Annotated in this window: 17 protein-coding genes and 2 pseudogenes; 16 read left to right on the top strand and 3 right to left on the bottom strand. The window is 65.6% G+C overall.

The annotated features are described in order from the left end of the window. Positions 1 to 16: 16 nt before the first annotated feature. Complete coding sequence (locus tag ASG11_RS15795; RefSeq protein WP_055782246.1) at positions 17 to 874, bottom strand: SMP-30/gluconolactonase/LRE family protein; 858 nt, start codon at positions 872 to 874, stop codon at positions 17 to 19. A gap of 10 nt (positions 875 to 884) precedes the next feature. After that, a complete protein-coding gene (locus ASG11_RS15790) occupies positions 885 to 2,690 on the bottom strand; it encodes an IlvD/Edd family dehydratase (RefSeq protein WP_156363834.1) in 1,806 nt (601 codons plus the stop codon). A 296-nt stretch (positions 2,691 to 2,986) separates the two neighbouring features. Here ASG11_RS15790 and ASG11_RS15785 point away from each other — a divergent pair. The 10 genes and pseudogenes from ASG11_RS15785 to ASG11_RS15740 all read left to right on the top strand — a co-directional run. After that, positions 2,987 to 4,195: pseudogene (locus tag ASG11_RS15785) on the top strand (sugar MFS transporter); the annotation flags it as partial. A gap of 155 nt (positions 4,196 to 4,350) precedes the next feature. Continuing rightward, positions 4,351 to 5,928, top strand: a complete 1,578-nt coding sequence (locus ASG11_RS15780) for an alpha-N-arabinofuranosidase (protein ID WP_055782241.1) — start codon at positions 4,351 to 4,353, stop codon at positions 5,926 to 5,928. Continuing rightward, positions 5,928 to 6,926 carry an arabinan endo-1,5-alpha-L-arabinosidase gene (locus tag ASG11_RS15775; protein WP_055782822.1) on the top strand — a complete coding sequence of 333 codons (999 nt, stop codon included), beginning with the start codon at positions 5,928 to 5,930 and terminating at the stop codon, positions 6,924 to 6,926. Before ASG11_RS15780 ends, ASG11_RS15775 begins: the two co-directional genes overlap by 1 nt. A 2-nt stretch (positions 6,927 to 6,928) precedes the next feature. Beyond that, positions 6,929 to 7,972 (top strand): annotated as a pseudogene (locus tag ASG11_RS15770) (glycoside hydrolase family 43 protein); the annotation flags it as partial. A 292-nt stretch (positions 7,973 to 8,264) separates the two neighbouring features. After that, positions 8,265 to 11,075: a TonB-dependent receptor gene (locus tag ASG11_RS15765; protein ID WP_082472877.1), complete on the top strand. Its 2,811-nt coding sequence runs from the start codon at positions 8,265 to 8,267 to the stop codon at positions 11,073 to 11,075. A 13-nt stretch (positions 11,076 to 11,088) separates the two neighbouring features. Beyond that, positions 11,089 to 11,634 (top strand): hypothetical protein, encoded by a 546-nt coding sequence (locus ASG11_RS19325; protein ID WP_236697547.1) that lies wholly within the window; start codon positions 11,089 to 11,091, stop codon positions 11,632 to 11,634. Beyond that, on the top strand, positions 11,631 to 12,584 hold the full coding sequence (locus ASG11_RS15755) for a family 43 glycosylhydrolase (protein ID WP_236697546.1): 954 nt from the start codon (positions 11,631 to 11,633) through the stop codon (positions 12,582 to 12,584). Before ASG11_RS19325 ends, ASG11_RS15755 begins: the two co-directional genes overlap by 4 nt. A gap of 45 nt (positions 12,585 to 12,629) precedes the next feature. After that, positions 12,630 to 13,778, top strand: a complete 1,149-nt coding sequence (locus tag ASG11_RS15750; protein WP_055782231.1) for an aldose epimerase family protein — start codon at positions 12,630 to 12,632, stop codon at positions 13,776 to 13,778. 25 nt (positions 13,779 to 13,803) lie between these two features. Further along, positions 13,804 to 14,967, top strand: coding sequence for a cellulase family glycosylhydrolase (locus ASG11_RS15745; protein ID WP_055782228.1), 1,164 nt, complete (start codon positions 13,804 to 13,806; stop codon positions 14,965 to 14,967). Positions 14,968 to 14,969: 2 nt separating this feature from the next. After that, on the top strand, positions 14,970 to 15,989 hold the full coding sequence (locus ASG11_RS15740; RefSeq protein WP_055782225.1) for a hypothetical protein: 1,020 nt from the start codon (positions 14,970 to 14,972) through the stop codon (positions 15,987 to 15,989). A gap of 116 nt (positions 15,990 to 16,105) precedes the next feature. Here ASG11_RS15740 and ASG11_RS15735 read toward each other — a convergent pair whose 3' ends face one another. Further along, positions 16,106 to 16,867, bottom strand: a complete 762-nt coding sequence (locus ASG11_RS15735) for a FadR/GntR family transcriptional regulator (RefSeq protein ID WP_082472875.1) — start codon at positions 16,865 to 16,867, stop codon at positions 16,106 to 16,108. A 107-nt stretch (positions 16,868 to 16,974) separates the two neighbouring features. Here ASG11_RS15735 and ASG11_RS15730 point away from each other — a divergent pair, with 107 nt between their 5' ends. From ASG11_RS15730 to ASG11_RS15705, 6 genes are all read left to right on the top strand, one after another. Beyond that, complete coding sequence (locus ASG11_RS15730; RefSeq protein ID WP_055782223.1) at positions 16,975 to 18,543, top strand: aldehyde dehydrogenase (NADP(+)); 1,569 nt, start codon at positions 16,975 to 16,977, stop codon at positions 18,541 to 18,543. 62 nt (positions 18,544 to 18,605) lie between these two features. Next, positions 18,606 to 19,598, top strand: a complete 993-nt coding sequence (araD1, locus tag ASG11_RS15725) for an AraD1 family protein (protein WP_055782220.1) — start codon at positions 18,606 to 18,608, stop codon at positions 19,596 to 19,598. Further along, on the top strand, positions 19,598 to 20,524 hold the full coding sequence (locus ASG11_RS15720) for a Gfo/Idh/MocA family protein (RefSeq protein ID WP_055782216.1): 927 nt from the start codon (positions 19,598 to 19,600) through the stop codon (positions 20,522 to 20,524). Before araD1 ends, ASG11_RS15720 begins: the two co-directional genes overlap by 1 nt. After that, on the top strand, positions 20,517 to 21,398 hold the full coding sequence (locus tag ASG11_RS15715; protein WP_055782213.1) for a 2-dehydro-3-deoxygalactonokinase: 882 nt from the start codon (positions 20,517 to 20,519) through the stop codon (positions 21,396 to 21,398). The genes ASG11_RS15720 and ASG11_RS15715 overlap by 8 nt, the downstream gene beginning before the upstream one ends. Next, entirely contained in the window at positions 21,395 to 22,039 is a 645-nt protein-coding gene (locus tag ASG11_RS15710) for a 2-dehydro-3-deoxy-6-phosphogalactonate aldolase (RefSeq protein ID WP_055782210.1), read from the top strand. The genes ASG11_RS15715 and ASG11_RS15710 overlap by 4 nt, the downstream gene beginning before the upstream one ends. Next, complete coding sequence (locus tag ASG11_RS15705; RefSeq protein WP_055782208.1) at positions 22,039 to 23,073, top strand: glycoside hydrolase family 43 protein; 1,035 nt, start codon at positions 22,039 to 22,041, stop codon at positions 23,071 to 23,073. The genes ASG11_RS15710 and ASG11_RS15705 overlap by 1 nt, the downstream gene beginning before the upstream one ends. Positions 23,074 to 23,143: the final 70 nt, after the last annotated feature.

Raw genomic sequence — 23,143 nt, 5'->3', positions numbered from 1 at the left:
CGCCGACGCCTAGCATCTACCCCGCAAACTCATGCGTTGGCATACCGATGGCACCGGTTTCCACTTCGAGCAGCGCGCCGTCGAACTCTGACTCGGGCAGGCCGGTCGCCGCCGAGGTGACGAACAGGCGGTCAAGCGCGTCACCGGCAAAGGCCATGTTGGTGATCTGGCGGGCGGGCAGCGCGATCGCGCGATCCAGCGTGCCGTCGGGCGCAAAGCGGCTGATCCGGCTGCCGCCCCAATGCGCGACCCATAATCCGCCGGCGGCATCCACCGTCATGCCATCGGGATGGCCGTCTTCCTCGGCAAACCGGATGAACGGCTGGCGATCTTCGATCGAGCCGTCTTCGTTCAGCACGGAGCGGTAGATCGTCCGCCGCGCGGTGTCGCTGTGGTACAGCCATCGCCCGTCGCGCGAAAAGGCCGGGCCGTTGGGCACGCGATACCCTTCGTCCAGCCGCGCCCAGCGCCGATCGGGATCGAGCCGGTACAGCGCACCGGTATCGTTCTCCTCGGCCATGTCCATCGTGCCGAACCAGATCCTGCCTTGCGCATCGGCCTTGCCGTCGTTCATCCGGTTGCCGGGCAGATGCGGTTCGGGATCGACGATCGGACGGATCGCCAGCGGATCGAGATCGATCTCGGCGACGCCGCTCTGGAAGCCGCCGATCAGCCCTCCGCCGCTGCGCCGCACGACCCAGCCGATCGGCTCAGGCATCGTGAAGCGGATGATCGCGCCGTCGCCGATCGACAGGCGATTGAGCGCCGGGGCGAGAATATCTACCCAGTAGAACGCCTGGTCGCGCGGCGACCAGCATGCGCCTTCACCCAATTGGTCGCGCACGTCGCGCGCCACGATCCGCCATTCCGCCACGCTAGGCTCCTTAATGGTTGTCGCGCGGCAGGCCCATCGTCTGGGCGATGCGCTGATATTTTTCCGCACCCTCCAGGATGGCACCGGTGTCCATCTGCCCGACGATCGCGCGCTGGATTTCCTGCCACGGCGTCTGCGAGGCGGGATAGGCATAGCCACCCTTCGCCTCGAGCGCCGCGCGCCGTGCCGCCAGTTCCTCGTCCGATAGGGCGACGTCCACCGTGCCGCGATTGAGATCGATGCGGACCCTGTCGCCGGTTTCGAGCAGCGCCAGGCCACCCATCGCCGCGGCTTCAGGGCTGGCGTTCAGGATCGACGGGCTGCCGCTGGTGCCCGATTGGCGCCCATCGCCGATGCACGGCAACGCGCCGATCCCCTCGGTGATGAGATAGGCCGGCGGGCGCATGTTCACGACCTCGGCCGCGCCGGGATAGCCGATCGGCCCGGCGCCGCGCATGAACATCAGCGTCTCGGGGGTCATACCCAAGGCGGGATCGTCGATCCGGGCGTGATAATCCTCGGGTCCGTCGAACACCACCGCCGGCCCCTCGAACGCCTCGGGATCGTCGGGGTTCGACAGATAGCGTTCGCGGAACGCCGCGTCGATCACGCTGGTCTTCATGATCGCCGCGTCGAACAGATTGCCCGACAGGACCAGGAAGCCGGCGTCTTCCTTCAATGGCCGATCGAACGAGCGGATGACCTTGTCGTCCTCGATCGTCGCGCTGCGGCAATTGTCGCCAATCGTCCGCCCGTTGACGGTCATCGCGCCTTCGCGGATCAGGCCCTGGCCCATCAGTTCGGCGACCACCGCCGGCACGCCGCCCGCGCGGTAATAATCCTCGCCGAGATATTCGCCCGCCGGCTGCAGATTGACCAGCAAAGGCACCTTGTGCCCGATCGTCTCCCAATCCTTGAGCGGCAGATCGACGCCGATATGGCGCGCGATCGCGGCGAGGTGGATCGGCGCGTTGGTGGATCCGCCGATCGCGGAATTGACCACGATCGCATTGTGAAACGCCTCGAGCGTCAGGATGTCGGATGGCTTTAAATCTTCCGCGACCATCGCCACGATGCGCTTGCCGGTCAGATACGCGACCTCCTGCCGATCGCGATACGGGGCGGGAATCGCGGCGGACCCCGGCAGCATCATGCCCAACGCCTCGGCCAGCGAGTTCATCGTGCTCGCGGTGCCCATCGTGTTGCAATAGCCCGTGGAGGGCGCTGAACTCGCCACCAGCTTGATAAAGCCTTCGTCGTCGATTTCGCCGGTGGCGAGCAACTGCCGCGCCTTCCACACGATCGTGCCCGATCCGGTCCGCTCGCCCTTGTGCCAGCCATTGAGCATCGGCCCGACCGACAGCGCAATCGCCGGCAGATTGACCGTCGCCGCGGCCATCAGGCAGGCCGGCGTCGTCTTGTCGCAGCCGGTGGTCAGCACGACGCCGTCGAGCGGATAGCCGTAGAGCGATTCGACCAGCCCGAGATAGGCCAGGTTGCGATCGAGCCCGGCAGTCGGGCGCTTGCCGGTCTCCTGAATGGGATGAACCGGAAATTCGAGTGCGATGCCGCCAGCCTCGCGAATGCCCTCGCGAATCCGCTCGGCCAGCACCAGATGGTGACGATTGCAGGGGGAAAGATCGCTGCCGGTCTGCGCGATACCGATGATCGGCCGGCCCGAGCGCAGCTCTTCCAGGCTCAGGCCGAAGTTCAGGTACCGCTCGAGGTACAGAGCCGTCATGTCGATATTGTCGGGGTTGTCGAACCAGGCGCGCGACCGCAGCTTGGAGGAGAGGGCGTTGCTATCGGAGGTCATCGGAAATTCCGTCATCGGCAAGTGGAAAGGCAGTGGGCAGCGGGGGCGTCGGGCCTGGCCAGGCTTGGTCGCGGGCCGGGGCGGCAATCGAAGCGGCGATGGCAGCAGCGGGAGCGGCCGCAACGCCGCACCCACCTGCGATATTCAGCCTCATCTTCGGCTAGACCTTGGCATGTCGCCCTCCCCGACGCAGATGCCATTGACGCATCCTTGGCGTCCATATAGTCCGACAAATAAATAGAGCGCAAGCGGCGACGGCGATCGCCAGGCGCGCGGCAATCAGGGAGACGGGTGAAATGGCACTGCCGCCATCGACGACTGGAACAGCCGGAGCGACCGCGGGCGCGTCGCTCGATCAAAAGGGCTTCAGCTACGCGCCGGCGCTCAGCCTGCTCGCCACCCTGTTCTTCATGTGGGGCTTCATCACCGTAATCAACGGGACGCTGCTGCCGCACCTGCGCAGCGTGTTCGATCTGTCCTACACCCAGACGACATTGATCGAGAGCGTCTGGTTCATCGCCTATTTCTTCGCCTCGATTCCCTCGGCCAAGCTGATCGAACGGGTCGGTTATCAGAAGTCGATGGTGATCGGCCTGGCGATGATGGCCGGCGGCGCGCTGGTCATGGTGCCGGCGGCACGCATCCCGTCTTATGAAGTCACGCTGTTCGCGTTGTTCGTGATCGCCAGCGGCATCACGCTGCTGCAGGTCGCGGCCAACCCCTATGTCGCGGTGGTCGGCAAGCCCGAGACGGCGTCGTCGCGGCTGAACCTCGTGCAGGCGTTCAACTCGGCGGGCGCGACGCTGGCGCCGTTGTTCGGCGGGTATCTCATCCTCGGGCGCACGACATCCGGCACCGCCGCCGCCGGGGCCGCGGCGCTGACGCCGGCCGAACGACTGGCCGACGCACAATCCGTGGTGTTGCCCTATGTCATCGTCGCGGTCGTACTGGCGGTGCTCGCGGTCGTGATCGCCCGCTTCCCATTGCCGGCTATGGGTGCCGCAACGCAGCGCTCGGCCAAGGCTGATCGTAAGGGGCAGTCGCTGTGGAAGCACCGCAATCTGGTGTTCGGCATCCCCGCGATCTTCATCTACCTGATCGCCGAGATCGGCGTCGGCAATCTGTTCATCAATTTCGTGTCGCAGCCCGAGATCGGCAATCTCACCCACCAGCAGGCGTCGAACTATCTGTTCCTGTTGTGGGGTGGGATGATGGTCGGCCGGCTGGTCGGCGCGTTCGTCATGCAGAAGGTCGATGCCGGGCATGCGCTTGCCTTCGCCAGCATCGGCGCGACGGTGGTGATGCTGATCGCGGCCTTCACCACGGGCCATGTCGCGATGTGGGCGCTGATCTCGGTCGGGCTGTTCCACTCGATCATGTTCCCGACAATCTTCACGCTCGGCATCCGCGGGCTCGGGCCGTTGACCGAGGAAGGATCGGGCCTGTTGATCATGGCGATTGCCGGCGGCGCGCTGGTCATCGTGCAGGGCTGGCTGGCCGACCATTACGGCCTGCAATCGTCGTTCCTGCTGACCGCCGCGTGCGAACTCTACGTGCTGTTCTATGCCGTATGGGGCTCGCGTCCGACGCAGATGCTGCCCGATCAGGTCGTCGGCTGAGTCCCGCTCGCGAAGTAATGTCGGACTAATAGGAGAATTCGATGTCCCGGACCCTGCGCGGTTTCGCCGCAGCCCTTCTGCTGTCGGCAAGCGCGATCGCCGGAGCACAGGTCGCGCCCGGCCCCGCGCCGGCGCAGGCCGAGGTGCCCGTGACGGTGACGGTGCACGGCGACCGGACCGGCCCGGTGTACGACCGGCGGATCTTCACGCAGTTCGCCGAGCATCTCGGCACCGGAATCTATGGCGGCCTGTGGGTCGGGCCGAATTCCGACATCCCCAACACGCGGGGTTTCCGCAACGACGTGGTCGCCGCACTCAAGGGCATCGCCGTGCCGGTGATCCGCTGGCCCGGCGGCTGCTTCGCCGACGAATATCACTGGCGCGAAGGGATCGGTCCGAAGGCCAAGCGCCCGGTGAAGATCAACACGCATTGGGGTGGCGTGACCGAACCCAACACCGTCGGCACGCACGAATTCATGGACCTGGCCGAACAGATCGGGGCCGAGGCCTATATCGCCGGCAATGTCGGCAACGGCAGTCCGCAGGAAATGGCCGAGTGGGTCGAATATATGACCGCGCCGGCGGGCACGCTGGCCGATGAGCGCGCGAAGAACGGCCGCAAGGCACCTTGGGCGGTGCCGTATTTCGGCGTCGGCAACGAATTGTGGGGCTGCGGTGGCAACATGCGGCCCGAATATGCCGCGGATCTGACGCGGCGGTACGCCACCTTCATCAAGGCGCCGAAGGACACGCGGATCATGAAGGTCGCGAGCGGTGCCAATGTCGATGATTATCGCTGGACCGAAACGATGATGCGCGAAGTGACCGGACAGGTCGATGCGCTGTCGCTGCATTATTACACCATCCCGGGCAGCTGGCCGCCACGCGCCTCGGCCACCGTCTTCGACGAGGCGGGCTGGGCCGAAACCTTGTCCGAGGCCGAGCGGATGGACGATCTGATCACCCGGCACAGCGCGATCATGGACAAGGCCGATCCGCAGAAGCGGGTATGGCTGGCGGTCGACGAATGGGGCACCTGGTATGCCGGCGATCCCGGGACCAATCCGGGGTTCCTCCGTCAGCAGAACACCTTGCGCGATGCCCTGGTCGCCGCCGTCCATCTCAACATCTTCGCGAAGCATGCCGATCGCGTGAAGATGACCGCGATCGCGCAGATGGTGAACGTGCTGCAGGCGATGATCCTAACCGACGGCAGGAAGATGGTGCTGACGCCGACCTATCACGTCTTCGCGATGTACAAGGGCTATATGGACGGCACCGTGCTGCCGATCGACGTCGCGTCGCCATGGTACAACAAGGACAAATGGACGATGCCCGCGGTGAGTGCGTCGGCGGTGCGCGGCAAGGACGGGGTGGTGCGCATCGCGCTGGCCAATCTCGATCCCAACCGGGCGCACGCCGTGTCGGCCACGCTGCCGGGCGTCACCGCGCAGAGCGTCTCGGGGCAGGTGCTGACCGCGCCGGCGATGACCGCGCTCAACAGCTTCGACGCGCCGAATAGCGTCGCGCCGGTCGCCTTTACCGGGGCGCGGCTCAACGGCGGCACGCTGGCGGTGACGCTGCCGGCGAAATCGGTCGTGATGCTGGAGCTGAAATGATGCGGCGGGGGATCTTTTCGGCGATCGCGCTGACGCTCGCCACGGCTGCCGGGGCGCAGCAGACACCGACGCTGAACAGCCGGCTGACCGGTGATCTGGTACCGACCCACGATCCGGTGATCGCGCGCGAGGGTGATACCTATTATGTGTTCGGCACCGGCCTTTCGGTGCGCACGTCGAAGGATCTCGTGACCTGGACCGGGGGCAAGCCACTGCTCGACAATACGCTGCCGGCCTGGGCCGAAAAGGCGGTGCCGGGGGCCAAGGGCATGTGGGCACCGGACATCTCGTTCGTGAACGGGCGCTGGCGGCTCTATTACGCCGTGTCGACGTTCGGCTCGAACCGCTCGGCGATCGGTCTCGCCACCAGTCCGACGCTCGATCCCGCCGCGCCCGGCTATGGCTGGCGCGACGAGGGAATGGTGGTGGCGTCCACGCCGGCGAGCGACTTCAACGCGATCGACGCCAATTTCGTGATCGATCGGGAAGGCCGGCATTGGTTGTCCTTAGGTAGTTTCTGGAACGGGCTCAAACTGTTCCCGCTCGATGCGAAGACCGGCAAGCCCGCCGATCCCACGGCAAAACCCTATGCGATCGCCGAGCGGCCGGCACCGCGCGGCGCACCGGCCCCGGTCGAAGCGCCGTTCATCCTCGACCATGGCGGCTACTACTGGCTGTTCGCGTCCTACGACTATTGCTGCAAGGGCGCCGCCAGCACCTATTACACCGTCGTCGGGCGCGCGAAGGCGATCACCGGGCCGTATCTCGGCAAGGACGGATCTTCGATGATGCAGGGTGGGGGCACGATCTTCCTGCGCGCCGATCTGCCCGAGAAGCAACGTTTCCGCGGCCCCGGGCATGTCGGCTTCCTGCATGACAAGGATGGCAAGGACTATGTCGCGTACCACGCATACGATCGCGACAACAAAGGCGCGCCGACGCTGCGCATCGCGCCGGTGACCTGGGGGCCGGACGGCTGGCCGAAAGCGGAGGATTGAGCATGACCGATTTGACCAGGCGGGGGTTCATCGCCGGTGCGGCGACCCTGGCCGCCGTTCCCGCCATCGCGCGCAAGGCCGCGCCCGGATCGGTACCCAACTCGGCGATCGTCAATCCGCTGGTGCGGCAACGCGCCGATGCGCAGGTGTTCCGGCACACCGACGGCTGGTATTACATGACCGGATCGGTCCCCGAATATGACCGGCTGGTGCTGCGCCGGTCGCGGACGATCGCTGGGCTATCGACCGCCCCCGAGCGCGTATTGTGGCGGCACCTCGCCAGCGGGCCGATGTCGGGCTTTCTTTGGGCGCCCGAACTGCATCTGATCGACGGCAAGTGGATCATGTATTTCGCTGCCGGCCCGAGCGGCGGCGGCGAGGACGTGTTCCGGATCCGCACGCACGCCGTGGTGTGCGACGGGCCCGATCCGATGACCGGTGCCTGGAGCGTATTGGGGCAATTGCAGACCGCGTGGGACAGCTTCAACCTCGATTCGACCAGCTTCGTGCATCGCGGCACGCGCTACCTGTGCTGGGCGCAGCGCGAGGCGGGGATCGACACCAATTCGAACCTGTATCTCGCCCCGCTGAAGACGCCGCTGACGCTGGCGGCGAAGCCGGCGCGGTTGACCGTGCCGACGCTCGATTGGGAAGCGCGTGGCTTCAAGGTCGCCGAGGCCCCCGCCTTTCTGGCGCGCAACGGGCAGGTGTTCATCACCTATTCGGCCAGCGCGACCGACGCGCGCTATTGCATGGGCATGCTCCGCGCGAAGGACGATGCCGACCTGATGGACCCGGCGGTTTGGACCAAATCGCCGCAGCCGGTGTTCAAATCGTCGCCCGAGCACAAGGTCTGGGGGCCGGGACATAACAGCTTCACGGTCGACGAGCGCGGCCGCGACATGCTGGTGTATCACGGGCGCGACTACGAGACGATCAAGGGCGATCCGCTGTTCGACCCCAACCGGCACACACGCGTGCAGCCATTCCAATATCATTCGGACGGCAGCCCGGATTTCGGCGTGCCGCTGGCCAACGGGCGGCTCTGACCGAGATTCTCCGCACAGGCGCGGAATACCCTGGGTCAGGTTGTCGCTAATAGTCCGACAACAAAATGACGGGATAGCTGGCGTGCGTCGGTCCGGCAACCACGATTTTCATGCGCTGGTCGCGACCGGTTCTGACGGGCTACTGCGTTCGTCTTGCGGAGGCATATGTTTCCAAATTGCAACAGGTGTGCATTTCTCCGACAAATGCATCTTGCCTGTGCGCTTCTAAAATTCTAGCAGGGGCACCAGCCGCTCGGAATACCGACGGCTCTGCAAGGGGAAGAGGGTGATGAAGAGCAAGTCGGTATTGAGTGCGTCCGTGGCTGCGTTCGCGCTGATTGTCGGACTTTCGCCAGCGGCGGCGCAAACGAGCCCCGCCAGTCCGGCGACCGATGCGCAGGATGCGCCGAAGCCCGACGCGCCGTCCGACCAGAGCGTCAATCCCGCCTCGCCCGATCCTGCCGTGCAGGAAACGCCCGATGACGGCTCGACGATCACCGTCACCGGTTTTCGCCGCAGCCTCCAGTCGGCGCAGAATATCAAGCGCCTGTCCGACGGTATCGTCGACGCGGTCGTCGCCGAGGATATCGGCAAGCTGCCCGATACCTTTGCATCCTCCGCGCTGCAGCGCGTCGCAGGTGTAGCCGTCACGCGGGGCGGCGGCGAATCGGCGGGCGTCACCGTACGCGGCCTGCCCGATCTGACCACCACCTATAACGGTCGCCAGATCTTCACCGCCGAAGGGCGTTACGTTCAGATCCAGGATTTCCCCGCTGGGACGGTTGCCGCGCTTGAAGTCTACAAATCGGGCCTTGCCAACCAGATCGAAGGGGGCATTGCAGGTGAGATCAACGTGCGTGGTCGCAAGCCTTTCGACTTCAACGGTTTCGAATTGTCCGGGTCGCTCAACGGCGTGCTGTCTCAACAGTCCGAGAAGATCGTGCCCAACGGCAACCTGCTGATCAGCGATCGTTGGAACACGGGCGTGGGTGAAATGGGCCTGTTGTTGAACGTTTCTTACGTGGGCATCAACTTCCTTGATTCGAGCCGCGAACAGTCGGTTGTCATCGCCACGACCGATGCGAATAACGCGCCCGGCGTGCAGCCCGGCTTACGCTTTCCCGATGCGCAGGGCAATTTCCTCGGCTACGGCGCGCGCTACCGACCGTCGGCCAACGCCGCGTTCCAGTGGAAGCCGACGCCTGAACTCGAAATTTACGCTGATGGTCTGTACCAGGGCTTTCGATCGAAAGATTACAACCGCTGGATGTTCATCCCGAACTTCGGCGGCATCACGCTTTCGAACGTAACCACCATCCCGGGTACCAACCAAATTTCGAGCGCGACCGTCAGCGGCGCGGTGCGGCCAGACGGATACACCGGCTCATTCAACGGTAAGACCGACACGTATCAGGGCGGTGCCGGTGCGACTTGGAAACGCGACAGGCTTCAGATTTCGGCCGATGTGGCTTACACCAACAGCAAATACACCGCCGATCTCGTTAATGTGGATTACGCCACCGTTGGTTCGCCATCGCACACGTCTTATTTCGACGTGGCGCAGGACGGTGGCCCATCGCAGACCTTCCTTAATTACAGCATCGGCAATCCTGCAAACTTCGTTGCCCGGGGCCTGTATCAGGAATTGACGGTGGTAAGCGGCAAGGACTGGCAGGCGCGGACTGACGTATCCTACGATCTGGACCTAGGCTTTCTCAAGCGACTGCAGGTCGGCGTGCGCTACGATAATCGTGATGCGGCCCGTGATTTTGGCAACATCTACAATAACGTGGCGGTGCCTGCTGCGAATGGGCTGCCTCCAGTTTTTTTTGAAGACCTGCAGATTCCGCTAACTTCGCTGCCAGGTGCGTTCGTCACGACCAGCCTACCGGGTTTCACCTACAATAGCGCGCAACCCAACGCCGCATATGCAGCGCTCACGCGGGACAGTATTCGCGACAACCTCCCCGCCCTGCGCGCGTTCTTCAAGGAGCCGGCCGGCACGGTGGCTTTCGATCCTGGCCAACGATTCCGCGCCAATGAAAAGTCCTACGCCGCCTATGCACAGCTTAAGTATGGGTTTGAACTAGGAGGGATCACGATCGACGGGCTGGCCGGGCTGCGCGCAGTCAAGACCAAGCTCCGTATAAACACGGTCACGGACACCGGTAACAGCGACTACACTGATTATCTTCCGAACGGAAGCGCTCGCGTTGCCTTTAATGACAAGCTACAGCTACGGCTTGCCTATACGAAGACGAGAACTCGGCCAAACTTTATCGACCTCCGACCGTTCCTTTCACTTGGATCTCCGCCGACCTTCCCGGCGGGGAGTCCTTGCCTCGATCCCACTAGCGCCGACTATAATAGCAGAAACTGTGCCCGTGGCGGATCGCAGGGAAATCCTGGTCTGAAGCCGCTAACATCGAATAATTACGACGCCAGCCTTGAATATTACTTTTCACGTACCGGTTTCTTCAGTGCAGCAGTGTTCCGGCACGACGTCCAAGGCTTCCTGGCGAGCGTCAACAATGTCTACCGCGATCCGACCTACGGCCTTGTTGCTATCGACCAAGTGGTGAACCTGGGCAAGACGCGGCTTCAAGGTGCAGAGGTTCAATTCACCAGCTTTCTCGATATCGATGGGCTGCCCGACTGGGCCAAGGGCTTTGGCCTGCAGGCTAACGGAACTTATATTGATGCCAAGGGCGATTTGCAGCCTAACTTCGCGGTGACCTACAACAACCAGCAGCAGCGTTTTCCGGGCGTGTCGAAATGGGCCTACAATGTAGTTGCATTGTACGAGCGGCCGAAATTCTCCGCTCGTGTAGCCTATAACTATCGCTCTGATTTTGTTTCCTATTATTCCTTGGAAACGTTCGATCCGGTCGCTCATCCGACAATCGAGAAAGGTCGCGGCCAGGTCGATTTCTCGACCTCAATAACGCCGGTGCCGAACATCACCGTTGCGTTTGATATCATAAATCTGCTCGGTAACCCTATCCAGCGAGACCGCGCGTATAACACCGGAGATACTTATCGGCGTCAGGTTCTGTATATTGAGCGCGCCTATTCGCTCGGGGTGCGGTTCCGCTTCTGAGGGGAGGATGGGAATGAAATTTCTCATGTTGTGGGGAGCAGCGGCGATCGCCGCACCCGTTATGGCCGTCATGGCACAAACGACCGAGGCGACGATGGCCGACAGGCTAGTCAACGATCCACGGCCCGAGGCGTTTCGCCCCTACGGTCAGCCTATTCCGCCCGAGCCTCGCAGCGACAAGACCGTTCAGTTTGGCAAGGCGCTGCGTATACAGATCAGCAGCGCCGCCCCGGATTTCTGGCGCGTCGGGGTGGTCACGCCGACGCTGAAGCCGGTAAAGGCTGGGGATCGTGTCGTCGTCGCCTTCTGGGCGCGCGCGCAACGCACCGAGGCGAATGCGCCGGGCAAGATCTGCCGCGTCCAGCTCGAAGCGACGCCGGTGGTGCGAACGATCTTCGAACAGCCGTTCGACGTCACGCCGGAATGGAAGATGTACAAGCTGATGGGCAAGGCCGATCGCGCCTATCCTGCCGGCGGGCTGAACGCCGCCTTCCATCTCGCCTGCGCCAAGCAGATCATCGACATCGGGCCGGTGTTCGTGCTGGATTACGGCCAGTGAGGTATCTCCTGCTTGCCGCGGTCGCGTTGGCATCGGCCGTGCCGAGCGGCGCGCTGGCCGACAATCCGCAATTCCAGGGTGCCGATCCGCATGCGATGTATGTCGATGGGGAGTTGTGGGTGTTCCCGACCGGTGGGCCGGGCGGAAGCTGGGAGGCGGACCGGTTCGGGGCCTTCTCCTCGGCCGACCGCAAGCATTGGAAGAGCCGTGGCGAACTGATCCGGCGCGACCAGATCAAGTGGATCGGCGACGACGGCGCGCGGGAGCATTTCCTTTGGGCACCGGGCGTCGCGATGCGCGGCGGCAAATGGTATCTCTATTATTCGGTCGGGCCGCAGAACCCTACGCCCAGCCGCATCGGCGTCGCGGTCGCCTCCCGTCCCGAGGGGCCGTATGTCGACAGCGGCAAACCGCTGCTGACCGGTGAACTGGTCAAGGACGGGCGCGGTTTCGAGGCGATCGATCCGATGACTTTCGTCGACGCCAGATCGGGCAAGGCCTATCTCTATGCCGGCGGCAGCGCGGGCGCGAAGCTGCGCGTGTTCGAGCTGACGCCCGATATGGTGCATGTCGATCACGAGATCACCGTCGCCACGCCGCCGCAATTCACCGAAGGCGCGTTCATGCACGAACGCAACGGCGTCTATTACCTGTCCTACAGTCATGGGCATTGGAACGGGCCGGACTATTCGGTGCATTACGCCACCGCCGCTTCGCCGACCGGGCCGTGGACCTATCGCGGCGTGATCCTGTCCAGCGATGCGCGGCACAAGGGGCCGGGGCATCACAGCTTCGTGCGGGATCCCAAGACGGGGCAGTGGCTGATCGTCTATCATCGCTGGGAGAAGCCGATGGGCGGCGCACCGTTCAAGGGCGAGCGACAGATCGCGATCGATCGGCTGACCTATGCCAAGGACGGGACGATACTGCCCGTTCGGATGACCGACTGATACAGCGGCCGATACCCGCGAGATACCGCACAAGAGGATGACATCATGAACCGCAATTTCCTTGCCGCGACGGCCTTAGCGACGCTCGCGATCGGCACCGTCGCCGCCACCCCGGCGTTGTCGGCCGAAGCGAAGAAATCGAGCTTCGGCACGATGCCCGACGGGCGCGACGTGCCGGCGGTGACGCTGACCAACGGGCGCGGCGTCTCCGCCACGGTGATCGCGCTCGGCGCGTCGCTGCAGGCACTGCTGATGCCCGACAAGGCCGGCAAGGTGGAGGACGTCCAGATCGGCTACGACACGCTCGCCGGCTATCTCGCCAAGCCCGAATTCTTCGGCGCCACCGTCGGCCGCGTCGCCAATCGCATCGCCAAGGGCCGCTTCACGCTGGACGGCAAGACCTACAATACGCCGACCAATGACGGGCCGAACTCGCTGCACGGCGGCAGCAAGGGGTTCGACAAGGTGTTGTGGGAGGTGACCGACGTGAAGAGCGGACCTTCCGCCTCGGTCACGCTGCGCTATGTCAGTCCGGACGGCGACATGGGCTATCCCGGTACCGTCACGACCTACGCGACCTATTCGCTCGACGAGAAGAACCAGCTGACGATCGAATATCGCGCGACCACCGACAAGCCGACGGTCGTCAACATCTCGAACCACGCATATTGGAATCTCGCCGGTGTCGGCTCGCCGCGCGGCGCGATGGGGCATGTCGTGACGATCCCGGCCGAGCGCTACACGCCGACCGACGCGACCGCGATCCCGACCGGGCAGCATGTGCCGGTCGCCGGCACGGTGTTCGATTTCCGCACGCCGCGCACGATCGGGGATCGGGTGCGCGATGCGCGCGATCCGCAGATCGCCTATGGCCGCGGCTACGATCACAATTGGGTGATCGGCACCGCGGTGACGCCCGGCATCCACCTGATGGCCAAGGTGATCGAGCCGGTGTCCGGGCGCGGCTACGAATTGTGGTCGAACCAGCCGGGGCTGCAATTCTATTCGGGCAATTTCTTCAACGCCACGATCACCGGCAAGAAGGGCCAGATCTACCGCATGGGCGACGCGATCGTGATGGAGCCGCAGCTGTTCCCGGATGCGCCGAACCAGCCGAACTTTCCCTCGGTACGGCTGAACCCCGGCCAGACGTACAAGAACACGATCGTCTACAAGCTGATCACCGGGCGCTGACCCGACCCGTTTCCGGAGAGACACCATGAAGCTGTTCGTCGTCGCCCTGCTGGGCACGGCCGCCGCCTTTGCCGGCCCCGCCGAGGCGCGGGAGCGCTGGACCGAGGCACAGGCCAATGGCTGGTATGCCAAACAGCCGTGGCTGGTCGGGTCCAATTACACGCCGGCCAGCGCGATCAACCAGCTGGAGATGTGGCAGGAGGCGACTTGGGATCCCAAGCGGATCGATTACGAACTAAATCTGGCCCAGAGCATCGGCATGAACACGATGCGCGTGTTCCTGCACGATCAGCTGTGGCAGCAGGATCCGGAGGGCTTCAAGCGGCGCATCGGCGAATTCCTGACGATCGCGAAAGCCCACGGGATCAAGCCGCTGTTCGTGCTGTTCGACAGTTGCTGGGATCCCGATCCCAAGCTCGGGCCGCAGCATCCGCCGATCCCGGGCGTGCACAATTCCGGCTGGGTACAGGGTCCGGGCATGCCGGGCCTGCGCGATCGCGCGCGCTATCCGGCGTACAAAGCCTATGTGCAGGGGGTGATCGGCGCGTTTGCCAACGACGATCGCATTCTCGGCTGGGACGTATGGAACGAACCGGACAACGGTGCCGATCAGTATAAGGGGCAGGAGGGCAAGGAGCCTTTGGTCCGCGCGCTGTTGGCGCAGGTGTTCGGCTGGGCGCGCGATGCCGATCCGAGCCAGCCGCTGACATCGGGCGTGTGGCTGGGCAACGATTGGACGCCGGGCGGCAAGGGCTCGCCGATGGAGAAGCTGCAACTCGCGCAGTCGGACATCGTGACGTTCCACGATTACAATTGGCCGGAGACGTTCGAGGGCCGGATCAAGCAATTGCTGCCGTACAACCGGCCGATCCTGTGCACCGAATATATGGCGCGCGGCAACGGATCGACCTTCGACGGCTCGCTGCCGATCGCCAAGCGATACAATGTCGCGGCGATGAACTGGGGCTTCGTCGATGGTCGGACGCAGACTCGTTTGCCCTGGGACAGCTGGCAGAAGCCCTACGTCTTGTCCGAGCCGACGATCTGGTTCCACGAAGTCTTCCGCGCCGACGGCACGCCGTATCGCAAGGCGGAAACCGATCTGATCCGCCGTCTGTCGGCCGCGCCGAAGGGCGTCGTGCCGCCGGCCGAGCCGATCGCCATGCCACCGCGCGCCAGACGGCGTTGAGCATGCGCCGGGTCGCGTTGGCGCTCGTGGTCGCGCTGGCGATGCCGGCGGCCCTGTCCGGTGCCGAGGTGCCGGGCGGGCCGGTGACGCCATACGTCGATCCGGCCAAGGCGTACCTGTTCGCGCACATGACTAAGGAGCATTACGGCGAGCTGTATTATTCGATCAGCCTCGACGGACTGCACTGGACGCGGCTGAACGGCGGCAGGCCCGTTTCGGCGGATTATCACGGCCACGCTTCGATCGCGCGCGGCGGGGACGGACGCTATTACCTCGTCGGCAACAAGGGCGACGACGATCCGCTGATCCGCTTCTGGGTGTCCGACGATCTGGTGCGCTGGACCAGCTTCGGCACCTACCGGCCGGATTTGAACAACATCCCCGGCCATCCGCACACGCTGCCGCGGATCGGCGCGCCGAAACTGTTCTACGACCCGCCCTCGCGGCAATTCCTGCTGACCTGGCACACACCCAATCTCGACGGTTCGGCCGAGGATCCGGAGCGCTATTGGGGCAGCCAGCGCACGCTCTACGTCCGGTCGCCCGATCTCAAGACCTTCGCCGCGCCGCCGCGCCGGCTGTTCGCGTGGGACATGGCGACGATCGACACGATCGTGCAGCCGAACGGCCCGAACGGCTATTGCGTCGTGATCAAGGACGAACGCTATCCGTCCTATGCCTGGCCGACCGGCAAGACGATCCGGATCAGTTGCGCGAAATCCTTGCTCGGTCTGTACCCGTTGCCCGGCCCGCCGCTCAGCCCCAATTTCCGCGAGGCACCGACGATCGTGCGCGCGCCGAACGGGGCGGACTGGCTGCTTTATTACGAGCAATATGCCGGCACGAGCTACGGCCTGTCGACGGCGCCGAAACTGGAAGGGCCGTGGTATCAGGTGTCGGGCAATAGCGGCGTGCCCGAATGGAACCGCTACGAGATGCCGGCGGGCACCCGGCACGGATCGATGATCGCGATTTCGCGCGCCGAGTATGACAGGATCGTCGCGGCGTTTCCGGGGCGGTAGCCGTAACTCCCGTCATCCTCGCGAAGGCGAGGATCCCGCTTCTACTTCTGGCTGCGGGGCAAGGCAGCGGGATCCCCGCCTTCGCGGGGATGACGAGCGTTATGGGCTGACGCCCATTACGGTCGCCGCATCGCGGTCCGCGTGTCGTCCAGCGCCAGATCGACCAGTACGCGCATCGCATCGCTCGCCGCCGTCGCATCGCCGGCCAGGATCGCCTCGTAGACGCGCAGATGATCGGGCAATGGGTTGCGCGGCAGGGTGCGGCCGCGCTGCTTGAACTGCGTGGTCCAGTTGACCGCCGCGCCGATGCTGGCGCTGAGCGTCAACAGCGCATCGTTGCGCGTCGCCTGCAGGATCGCGGTGTGGAAATCGCGGTCGGCCGCGCGGCCGACCTCGGTCGACAGCGTGTGACGACGCATCGCGGCGAGGGCATCCTTCATCACCTTCAGATCGGCCTTGTCGCGCCGTTCCGCCGCCAGCCCCGCCGCCGCCGGCTCGACGATCGCGCGCAGTTCGAACAGGTCGCGCACGAAATCCACGTCCGGTTCGCCGGCAAAAGCCCAGGCCAGCACTTCCGGGTCGAGCAGATTCCAGCGGCTTCGTGGCAGTACGCGCGTGCCGGTCTTGGTGCGGCTCTCCACCAGCCCCTTGGCCATCAGCACCTGCACCGCCTCGCGGTACGCGCTGCGCGATACCTCCAGTTCCTCGGCAAAGGCGATCTCGCCCGACAATGTGTCGCCGGGCGCATATTCGCCGGACAGGATCGCGAGCCCGAGCTTGTGCGCGACGGCACCGTTCAGGCGGCGGCCGGTGCCGCGCGGCTTGCGGGGCGCGGGCGGGCTTTCGATCGCGCCGTCCTTCGCAGTCTCTTCGCTCATGTGCCGGCCTCCTCGGGGGTACCTAACAGGCGCATCCGCCGGGTGGAACGACAAATCATTGCGTTTCGCACCTTCGCATCATATGTCGGAGTAATCAGGAGAGCCAAATGACCGCCGACACCGCCACGATGACTCGCGCCGACACGTCTGACTTCCGTTCCGTTGCCGCCGAAACCGGCGAGCCGGTCGGCGACGCGTTCGCGGTGCATGGTCCGGACGATGTCGCGGCAGCGTGCGCGGCGGCGGATGCGGCGTTCGACGAATACCGCGCGACCGACCGCGAGGCGCGCGCCCAATTCCTGGAAAGGATCGCCGAAGAAATCCTGGGCATCGGCGACGATCTGATCGTCGCCGCGATGCGCGAGAGCGGCCTGCCGCGGGCGCGTCTGGAGGGCGAACGTGGCCGGACGGTCGGTCAGTTGAAGCTGTTTGCCGGGGTGGTGCGCAGCGGTGCGTGGCTTGGCCTGCGGATCGATCCCGCGCTGCCGGATCGCCAGCCCTTGCCGCGTCCCGATCTCCGGCTGCGCATGATCCCGCTCGGCCCGGTGGCCGTGTTCGGCGCATCGAACTTCCCGCTCGCTTTCTCGACCGCCGGTGGTGATACCGCGTCGGCGCTGGCGGCCGGATGCCCGGTAGTGGTGAAGGGCCATCCGGCGCACCCGCAGACCGGTGCCTTGGTGGCGGACGCGATCCACCGCGCGGTCGCGGCCTGCGGCTTGCCCGAGGGTGTGTTCTCGCATCTCGTCGGCCCTGGCACGGACCTCGGCAGTGCCCTGGTCAAGGATCCGCGCATCGCCGCGGTCGGCTTCACCGGGTCGCGCGGCGGTGGCCTCGCTCTGGTCGCGCTGGCGCAGGCTAGGGCGGTGCCGATCCCGGTCTATGCGGAAATGTCGAGCATCAACCCGGTCGTGCTGCTGCCGGCGGCGCTCGAGGCGCGCGGAGCGGCGTTGGGCACGGCGTTCGTTGGGTCGCTGACGATGGGGGCGGGGCAGTTCTGCACCAATCCCGGCCTCGTGCTCGCGATCGACGGCGAGGGGCTCGACGCATTCGTCGCCGCAGCCGGCGATACTCTGGTCGAGGCCGAGGCCGGCACGATGCTGACCACCGGCATCCACGCCGCCTATCGACAGGGCGTCGAGACGCTGGCGGGCAGCAAGGGCGTCGAGACGATCGCTCGCGGCAAGGAAGGGAACGGCGTCACGCGCGGTCAGGCGGCGTTCTTCGCCACGACCGCCGATGCCTTCCTCGCGGAAAAGGCGCTGGGCCACGAAGTGTTCGGGGCGTCCTCGATCCTGGTGAAGTGCCGGGACGAAGCCGAACTGCGGCGCGTGATCGAGGGTCTCGAAGGCCAGTTGACCGCCACTTTGCACATGGATGCGCAGGACGAGCCGATCGCCACGCGGTTGCTCCCGGTGCTGGAGCGCAGGGTCGGGCGGATCCTCGCCAATGGCTGGCCGACGGGCGTCGAGGTGGCGCACGCGATGGTGCATGGCGGCCCCTATCCGGCGACGTCCGATGCGCGGACCACCTCGGTCGGCAGCCTCGCGATCGACCGCTTCCTGCGCCCGGTATCGTATCAGAATCTCGCGCAGGGCGTGTTGCCGCCCGAACTGCGCAATGATGCCATGGGCGACGGCGTGCCCCGCTTGCAGGATGGTACGCTCAGCCTCGGCTGAGATTTCCGGGCCGAGATTGAGAAGCAGGCCGCAACGACGGCACAGGATCAGGGAGAGAGTTTATGGCATTCCGTCTGCTGCAGCATCGCGCCGCCGATGGCACGCGATCGGTGATCGCGGCGCGTGACGACACGGCGACGTTCGTACCCGGCATGGCCAGCGTCCGCGCCCTTGCCGCGCGCGCGATCGCCGGTGGCTCGACGTTGGAGCAGGTTGTAGCATCCTGCGGTACCGGCGAAGCGGTCGATCTGGCGGCGGAACATGCGGCCGGGCGATTGATCGCGCCGATCGATCATGATGACGATGCACATGTGCTGCTCACCGGCACCGGGCTGACGCATCTGGGCTCGGCGGAGGGACGCGACCAGATGCACCGCGAGACGTCCGTGACCGAGGCGAAGACGGATTCGATGCGGATGTTCCTGGAGGGGGTCGCTGGCGGAAAGCCCGCCGATGGCCAGACCGGGCAGCAGCCGGAATGGTTCTACAAGGGCGACGGATCGCAACTGGTCGCACCGGGCGCGCCGCTGACCATGCCCGATTTCGCGCAGGACGGCGGCGAGGAGCCTGAACTGGCCGGCATCTATCTGATCGGGCCGGACGGCACGCCGTTCCGGCTCGGCCTGTGCCTCGCCAACGAATTCAGCGATCATGTGACTGAGCGGCACAATTATTTGTGGCTCGCCCATTCCAAATTGCGCCAGGCCGCTCTCGGGCCGGAACTTCTGGTCGGCCCGCCGCCGTGCCATGTCGAGGGCAACAGCCGCATCGTGCGAAACGGCGAGACGGTGTGGGAAAAGCCGTTTCTGTCGGGCGAGGACAACATGTCGCACAGCATCGCCAATCTTGAGGCGCATCATTTCAAATATGCGCTGTTCCGCCGCCCCGGCGACATCCACATTCATTTCTTCGGCACCGCGACCCTGTCCTTCACCGATGGCGTGCGGACCGAGACCGGCGACGTGTTCGAGATCGACGCCGCGCCCTTCACGCTGCCGGTACGGAACCCGCTGGCCCGTGCGGCGGCGGAGCCCGTCAGCGTCCGCGCGCTCTGATGGACCCGATCCGCATCGCCGTCGTCGGCATGGGCAAGATCGCGCGCGACCAGCATCTGCCCGCGATCGCCGGCAACGCCGCCTTCGGGCTGGCCGCCACGGTGTCTCCGCACGATCCGGGCGTGGCGGGCGTCGCGCATCATAAGAGCCTCGATGCGCTGCTGGCGGAAGGGCCGGCGGTCGATGCCGTCGCGCTCTGCACGCCGCCACAGGTGCGCTACGATCTCGCGGCGCAGGCGCTCGCGCGTGGCGTGCACGTATTTCTCGAAAAGCCGCCCGGCGCGACGCTGGCGGAGGTCGCCGCGCTCGACGATCAGGCGCGCAAGGTGGGCGTGACGTTGTTCGCCGCATGGCATTCGCGCTTCGCCGCGGGGGTCGCGCCAGCGCGTGCGTGGCTGGCCGAACGGCGGATCGACCGGGTCGCGATCGTCTGGCGCGAGGACGTGCGCGTCTGGCATCCGGGGCAGGCGTGGATCTGGGAGCCGGGTGGCCTCGGCGTGTTCGATCCCGGCATCAACGCGCTGTCAATCGCGACGCATATCCTGCCGCGCCCGTTCTTTCTCAAGGGCGCGACGCTGACGATCCCGGCCAATCGCGCCGCGCCGATCGCGGCCGATATCGAGTTCCGCGATACGACCGGCGCGCCGATCACGATGGATCTCGACTGGCGCCAGACCGGGCCGCAGAGCTGGGACATCATCGTCGAGACCGATGCCGGCACGATGAAGCTGTCGAACGGCGGCGCGGTGCTGTCGCTGCCCACCGGCACCGATCGAAGCGAGGACCGCGAATATCCCGGCCTGTACGCGCGCTTCGCCTCGCTGATTCATGGCGGGCGCAGCGATGTCGATACCGATCCGCTGCGGTTGGTCGCCGACGCCTTCCTGCGCGGACGGCGCGAGACGACCGAAGCGTTCCATGACTGAGCCGTCGCGCGGTCCGTTCCTGGCGGTCGATTGGGGCACCACCAATCGCCGGGTGTACCGCGTGGTCGAGGGCGTCGTCGAGCAAACCGAGCGCGACGATCGTGGCATTGTGGCGGTGGGGCAGGGCGGTTTTGCGTCGGACGTCGCCGCTATCCGTACACGGATGGGCGATCTGCCGATGCTGTGCGCCGGCATGGTCGGGTCGAACCGCGGCTGGATCAATGTGCCGTATGCCGAGTGCCCGGCCGATCTGGCGGCGCTCGCCGACAAGGTCGTCTGGGTCGAACCGGGTCGCACCGCGATCGTGCCCGGTGTTGCGCTGCGCACTGCGGGCCACGCCGACGTGATGCGCGGCGAAGAGGTGCAACTGCTCGGCGCGGTGGCAGTAGGGCTGGTTCCGGGCGATGCCGTGCTGTGCCAGCCGGGCACGCATTGCAAATGGGCGACGGTGACGGGCGGGGCGATCACGCAGTTTGCGACGGCGATGACCGGTGAGCTGTTCGCGTTGCTCCACAAGCACAGCCTGCTCGCCGCTCAGATGACCGACAGCGTCGAGCCGGGGCCGGATTTCCTGCGCGGCGTGGCCGATGCCGCCGACGACGCCTTGCTCACGCGCCTGTTCGGCGTGCGCGCCGATTTCGTCACCGGCCTTCGCGAAGATGCCGGAGCCGCATCCTATGTCAGTGGCCTGCTGATCGGCACCGATGTGCGTGCACAACATTTGGGGGGGCGCGACATCTTCCTGCTCGCCGATCCGAATCTCGGCGCGCTCTATGCCGCCGCGATCGCCGCGGCGGGCGGGCGGGCGCATATGATCGACAGTCAGGCCGCCTTTGTCGGCGGCATCACCAGCATCTGGAACCGATTGCCATGACCATCACGCAGGATTTCAAGACCGCTTTCGACCGCTTCCCGCTGGTCGCAATCTTGCGCGGCATCACGCCGGACGAGGTCGAGGCGGTCGGCGACGTGCTGGTCGATGGCGGGTTCACGCTGATCGAGGTGCCGCTGAATTCGCCCGATCCACTCGTCTCGATCGAGCGGCTGGCGCGGCATCTCGAGGGGGTGGCGATGGTCGGCGCAGGCACGGTGCTGTCGACCGATCAGGTTTCCGCCGTCGCCAACGCCGGCGGGCGGATGATCGTATCCCCCAACACCAACCCCGAAGTGATCGCCGCATCGGTCTCGGTCGGCCTTGCCTCGCTGCCGGGCTGCTGGACCGCGACCGAGGCGTTCGCCGCGCTGCACGCCGGCGCGCACGCGCTGAAATTCTTCCCCGCCGAGGCGATGAGCCCCGGCGTCGTCAAGGCGCTTGCGGCGGTGCTGCCGCCGGCGGTACCGAAGTTGGTCGTCGGCGGGATCACGCCCGAGACGATGCCGCCCTGGGTCGCGGCGGGCGCGGCCGGGTTCGGGCTCGGATCGGCGCTGTACCGGCCGGGGGACACGGCGGAGCAGGTTGCGATCCATGCGCGCGCCTTTGCCACCGCGCTCGATACGCTCGGTCTCAGGGGCTGATGCTCGCCGCCCGCAAGATCGCGCTGGCCGGTGCGATTGCGCTCGGCCTTGCGTGCGCGACCGCGGATGCGCGCCGGCCTAAGGCGACGATCGCCAATCCCCTGCTGCCCTCCGGCGCCGACCCCTGGATCGTCCGGCAGGGCGACACCTATTACTACATGAACACGCTCGGCAACCGGCTGGCGATCCGCAAGACCAGAGATCTCGCACGGCTGGCCGAGGCACCCGAAACGACGGTGTGGACCCCGCCCGCCACGGGGCCGAACGCGCAATCGATCTGGGCACCGGAACTGCATCGAATCGGCGGCGCGTGGTACATCTATTATACCGCGGCCGAGGCCGGGCATGACGACGACGCGCATCGCGGCATCTTCGTCCTGGAAAATACCGGCGACGACCCGACCGAAGGCGCGTGGGTCGATCGCGGTCGCCTGAAGACCGAAAATAATGGCATCGACGGCACCACCTTCGCACAGGGCGGCAAACGCTATTTCGTCTATTCGCCCTATATCGGGCCCGACAGCGATCTGGCGATCGTGGCGATGTCCGATCCGTGGACGCTGACCGGCCCGGAGACGATCATCGCGCTGCCCGACCGGGCCTGGGAGCGGCAGGGCGGGCGGCAGATATTGGAAGGCCCGGAATTTCTCGCCGGCCCGAACGGAGATCTGTTCCTCAGCTATTCCGCCAGCGCCTGCTGGTCGGACGATTATGCGATCGGCCTGCTCAGCGCGCCGCGCGGCAGCGACCCGCTGGATCCCAAGGCCTGGACCAAGACGCCGCAGCCCGTGATCGCCAAGGCCCCCGACCAGGGCGTCTTCGCGCCCGGCCATAACGGCTTCTTCACCTCGCCCGACGGCCGTGAGACGTGGATCGTGTATCACGCCAATCCGGGGCCGGACATGAAGTGCACCGCGAAACGCGCGCCGCGGATCCAGCGCGTCGATTGGTCGCCAGGCGGCACGCCGGTCTTCGCCCGCCCGACCAAAGCGGACGTGCCGCCCCCCGGCAGCGGACGTCAGCACCACAGATAGAGGAGAGTCGGATGCATTTGTCAGCAAGACGGAAGTGGTCTGTTTTGACCCGCGCGGCCTTGATCGCCGG

Source organism: Sphingomonas sp. Leaf357 (genome assembly GCF_001423845.1).
GTDB lineage: Bacteria > Pseudomonadota > Alphaproteobacteria > Sphingomonadales > Sphingomonadaceae > Sphingomonas.
Note: the sequence above shows the minus strand (reverse complement) of the source record. Positions and strands in the feature narration are given on the sequence as shown.

Coding starts and splice junctions, on each gene's coding strand:
- ASG11_RS19325 (WP_236697547.1), top strand. CDS start 11,089: ATGAAATTTCTCATGTTGTGGGGAGCAGCGGCGATCGCCGCACCCGTT.
- ASG11_RS15705 (WP_055782208.1), top strand. CDS start 22,039: ATGCTCGCCGCCCGCAAGATCGCGCTGGCCGGTGCGATTGCGCTCGGC.
- ASG11_RS15750 (WP_055782231.1), top strand. CDS start 12,630: ATGAACCGCAATTTCCTTGCCGCGACGGCCTTAGCGACGCTCGCGATC.
- ASG11_RS15720 (WP_055782216.1), top strand. CDS start 19,598: ATGGACCCGATCCGCATCGCCGTCGTCGGCATGGGCAAGATCGCGCGC.
- ASG11_RS15745 (WP_055782228.1), top strand. CDS start 13,804: ATGAAGCTGTTCGTCGTCGCCCTGCTGGGCACGGCCGCCGCCTTTGCC.
- ASG11_RS15740 (WP_055782225.1), top strand. CDS start 14,970: ATGCGCCGGGTCGCGTTGGCGCTCGTGGTCGCGCTGGCGATGCCGGCG.
- ASG11_RS15765 (WP_082472877.1), top strand. CDS start 8,265: ATGAAGAGCAAGTCGGTATTGAGTGCGTCCGTGGCTGCGTTCGCGCTG.
- ASG11_RS15790 (WP_156363834.1), bottom strand. CDS start 2,690: ATGACCTCCGATAGCAACGCCCTCTCCTCCAAGCTGCGGTCGCGCGCC.
- ASG11_RS15775 (WP_055782822.1), top strand. CDS start 5,928: ATGCGGCGGGGGATCTTTTCGGCGATCGCGCTGACGCTCGCCACGGCT.
- ASG11_RS15780 (WP_055782241.1), top strand. CDS start 4,351: ATGTCCCGGACCCTGCGCGGTTTCGCCGCAGCCCTTCTGCTGTCGGCA.
- araD1 (WP_055782220.1), top strand. CDS start 18,606: ATGGCATTCCGTCTGCTGCAGCATCGCGCCGCCGATGGCACGCGATCG.
- ASG11_RS15715 (WP_055782213.1), top strand. CDS start 20,517: ATGACTGAGCCGTCGCGCGGTCCGTTCCTGGCGGTCGATTGGGGCACC.
- ASG11_RS15730 (WP_055782223.1), top strand. CDS start 16,975: ATGACCGCCGACACCGCCACGATGACTCGCGCCGACACGTCTGACTTC.
- ASG11_RS15735 (WP_082472875.1), bottom strand. CDS start 16,867: ATGAGCGAAGAGACTGCGAAGGACGGCGCGATCGAAAGCCCGCCCGCG.
- ASG11_RS15710 (WP_055782210.1), top strand. CDS start 21,395: ATGACCATCACGCAGGATTTCAAGACCGCTTTCGACCGCTTCCCGCTG.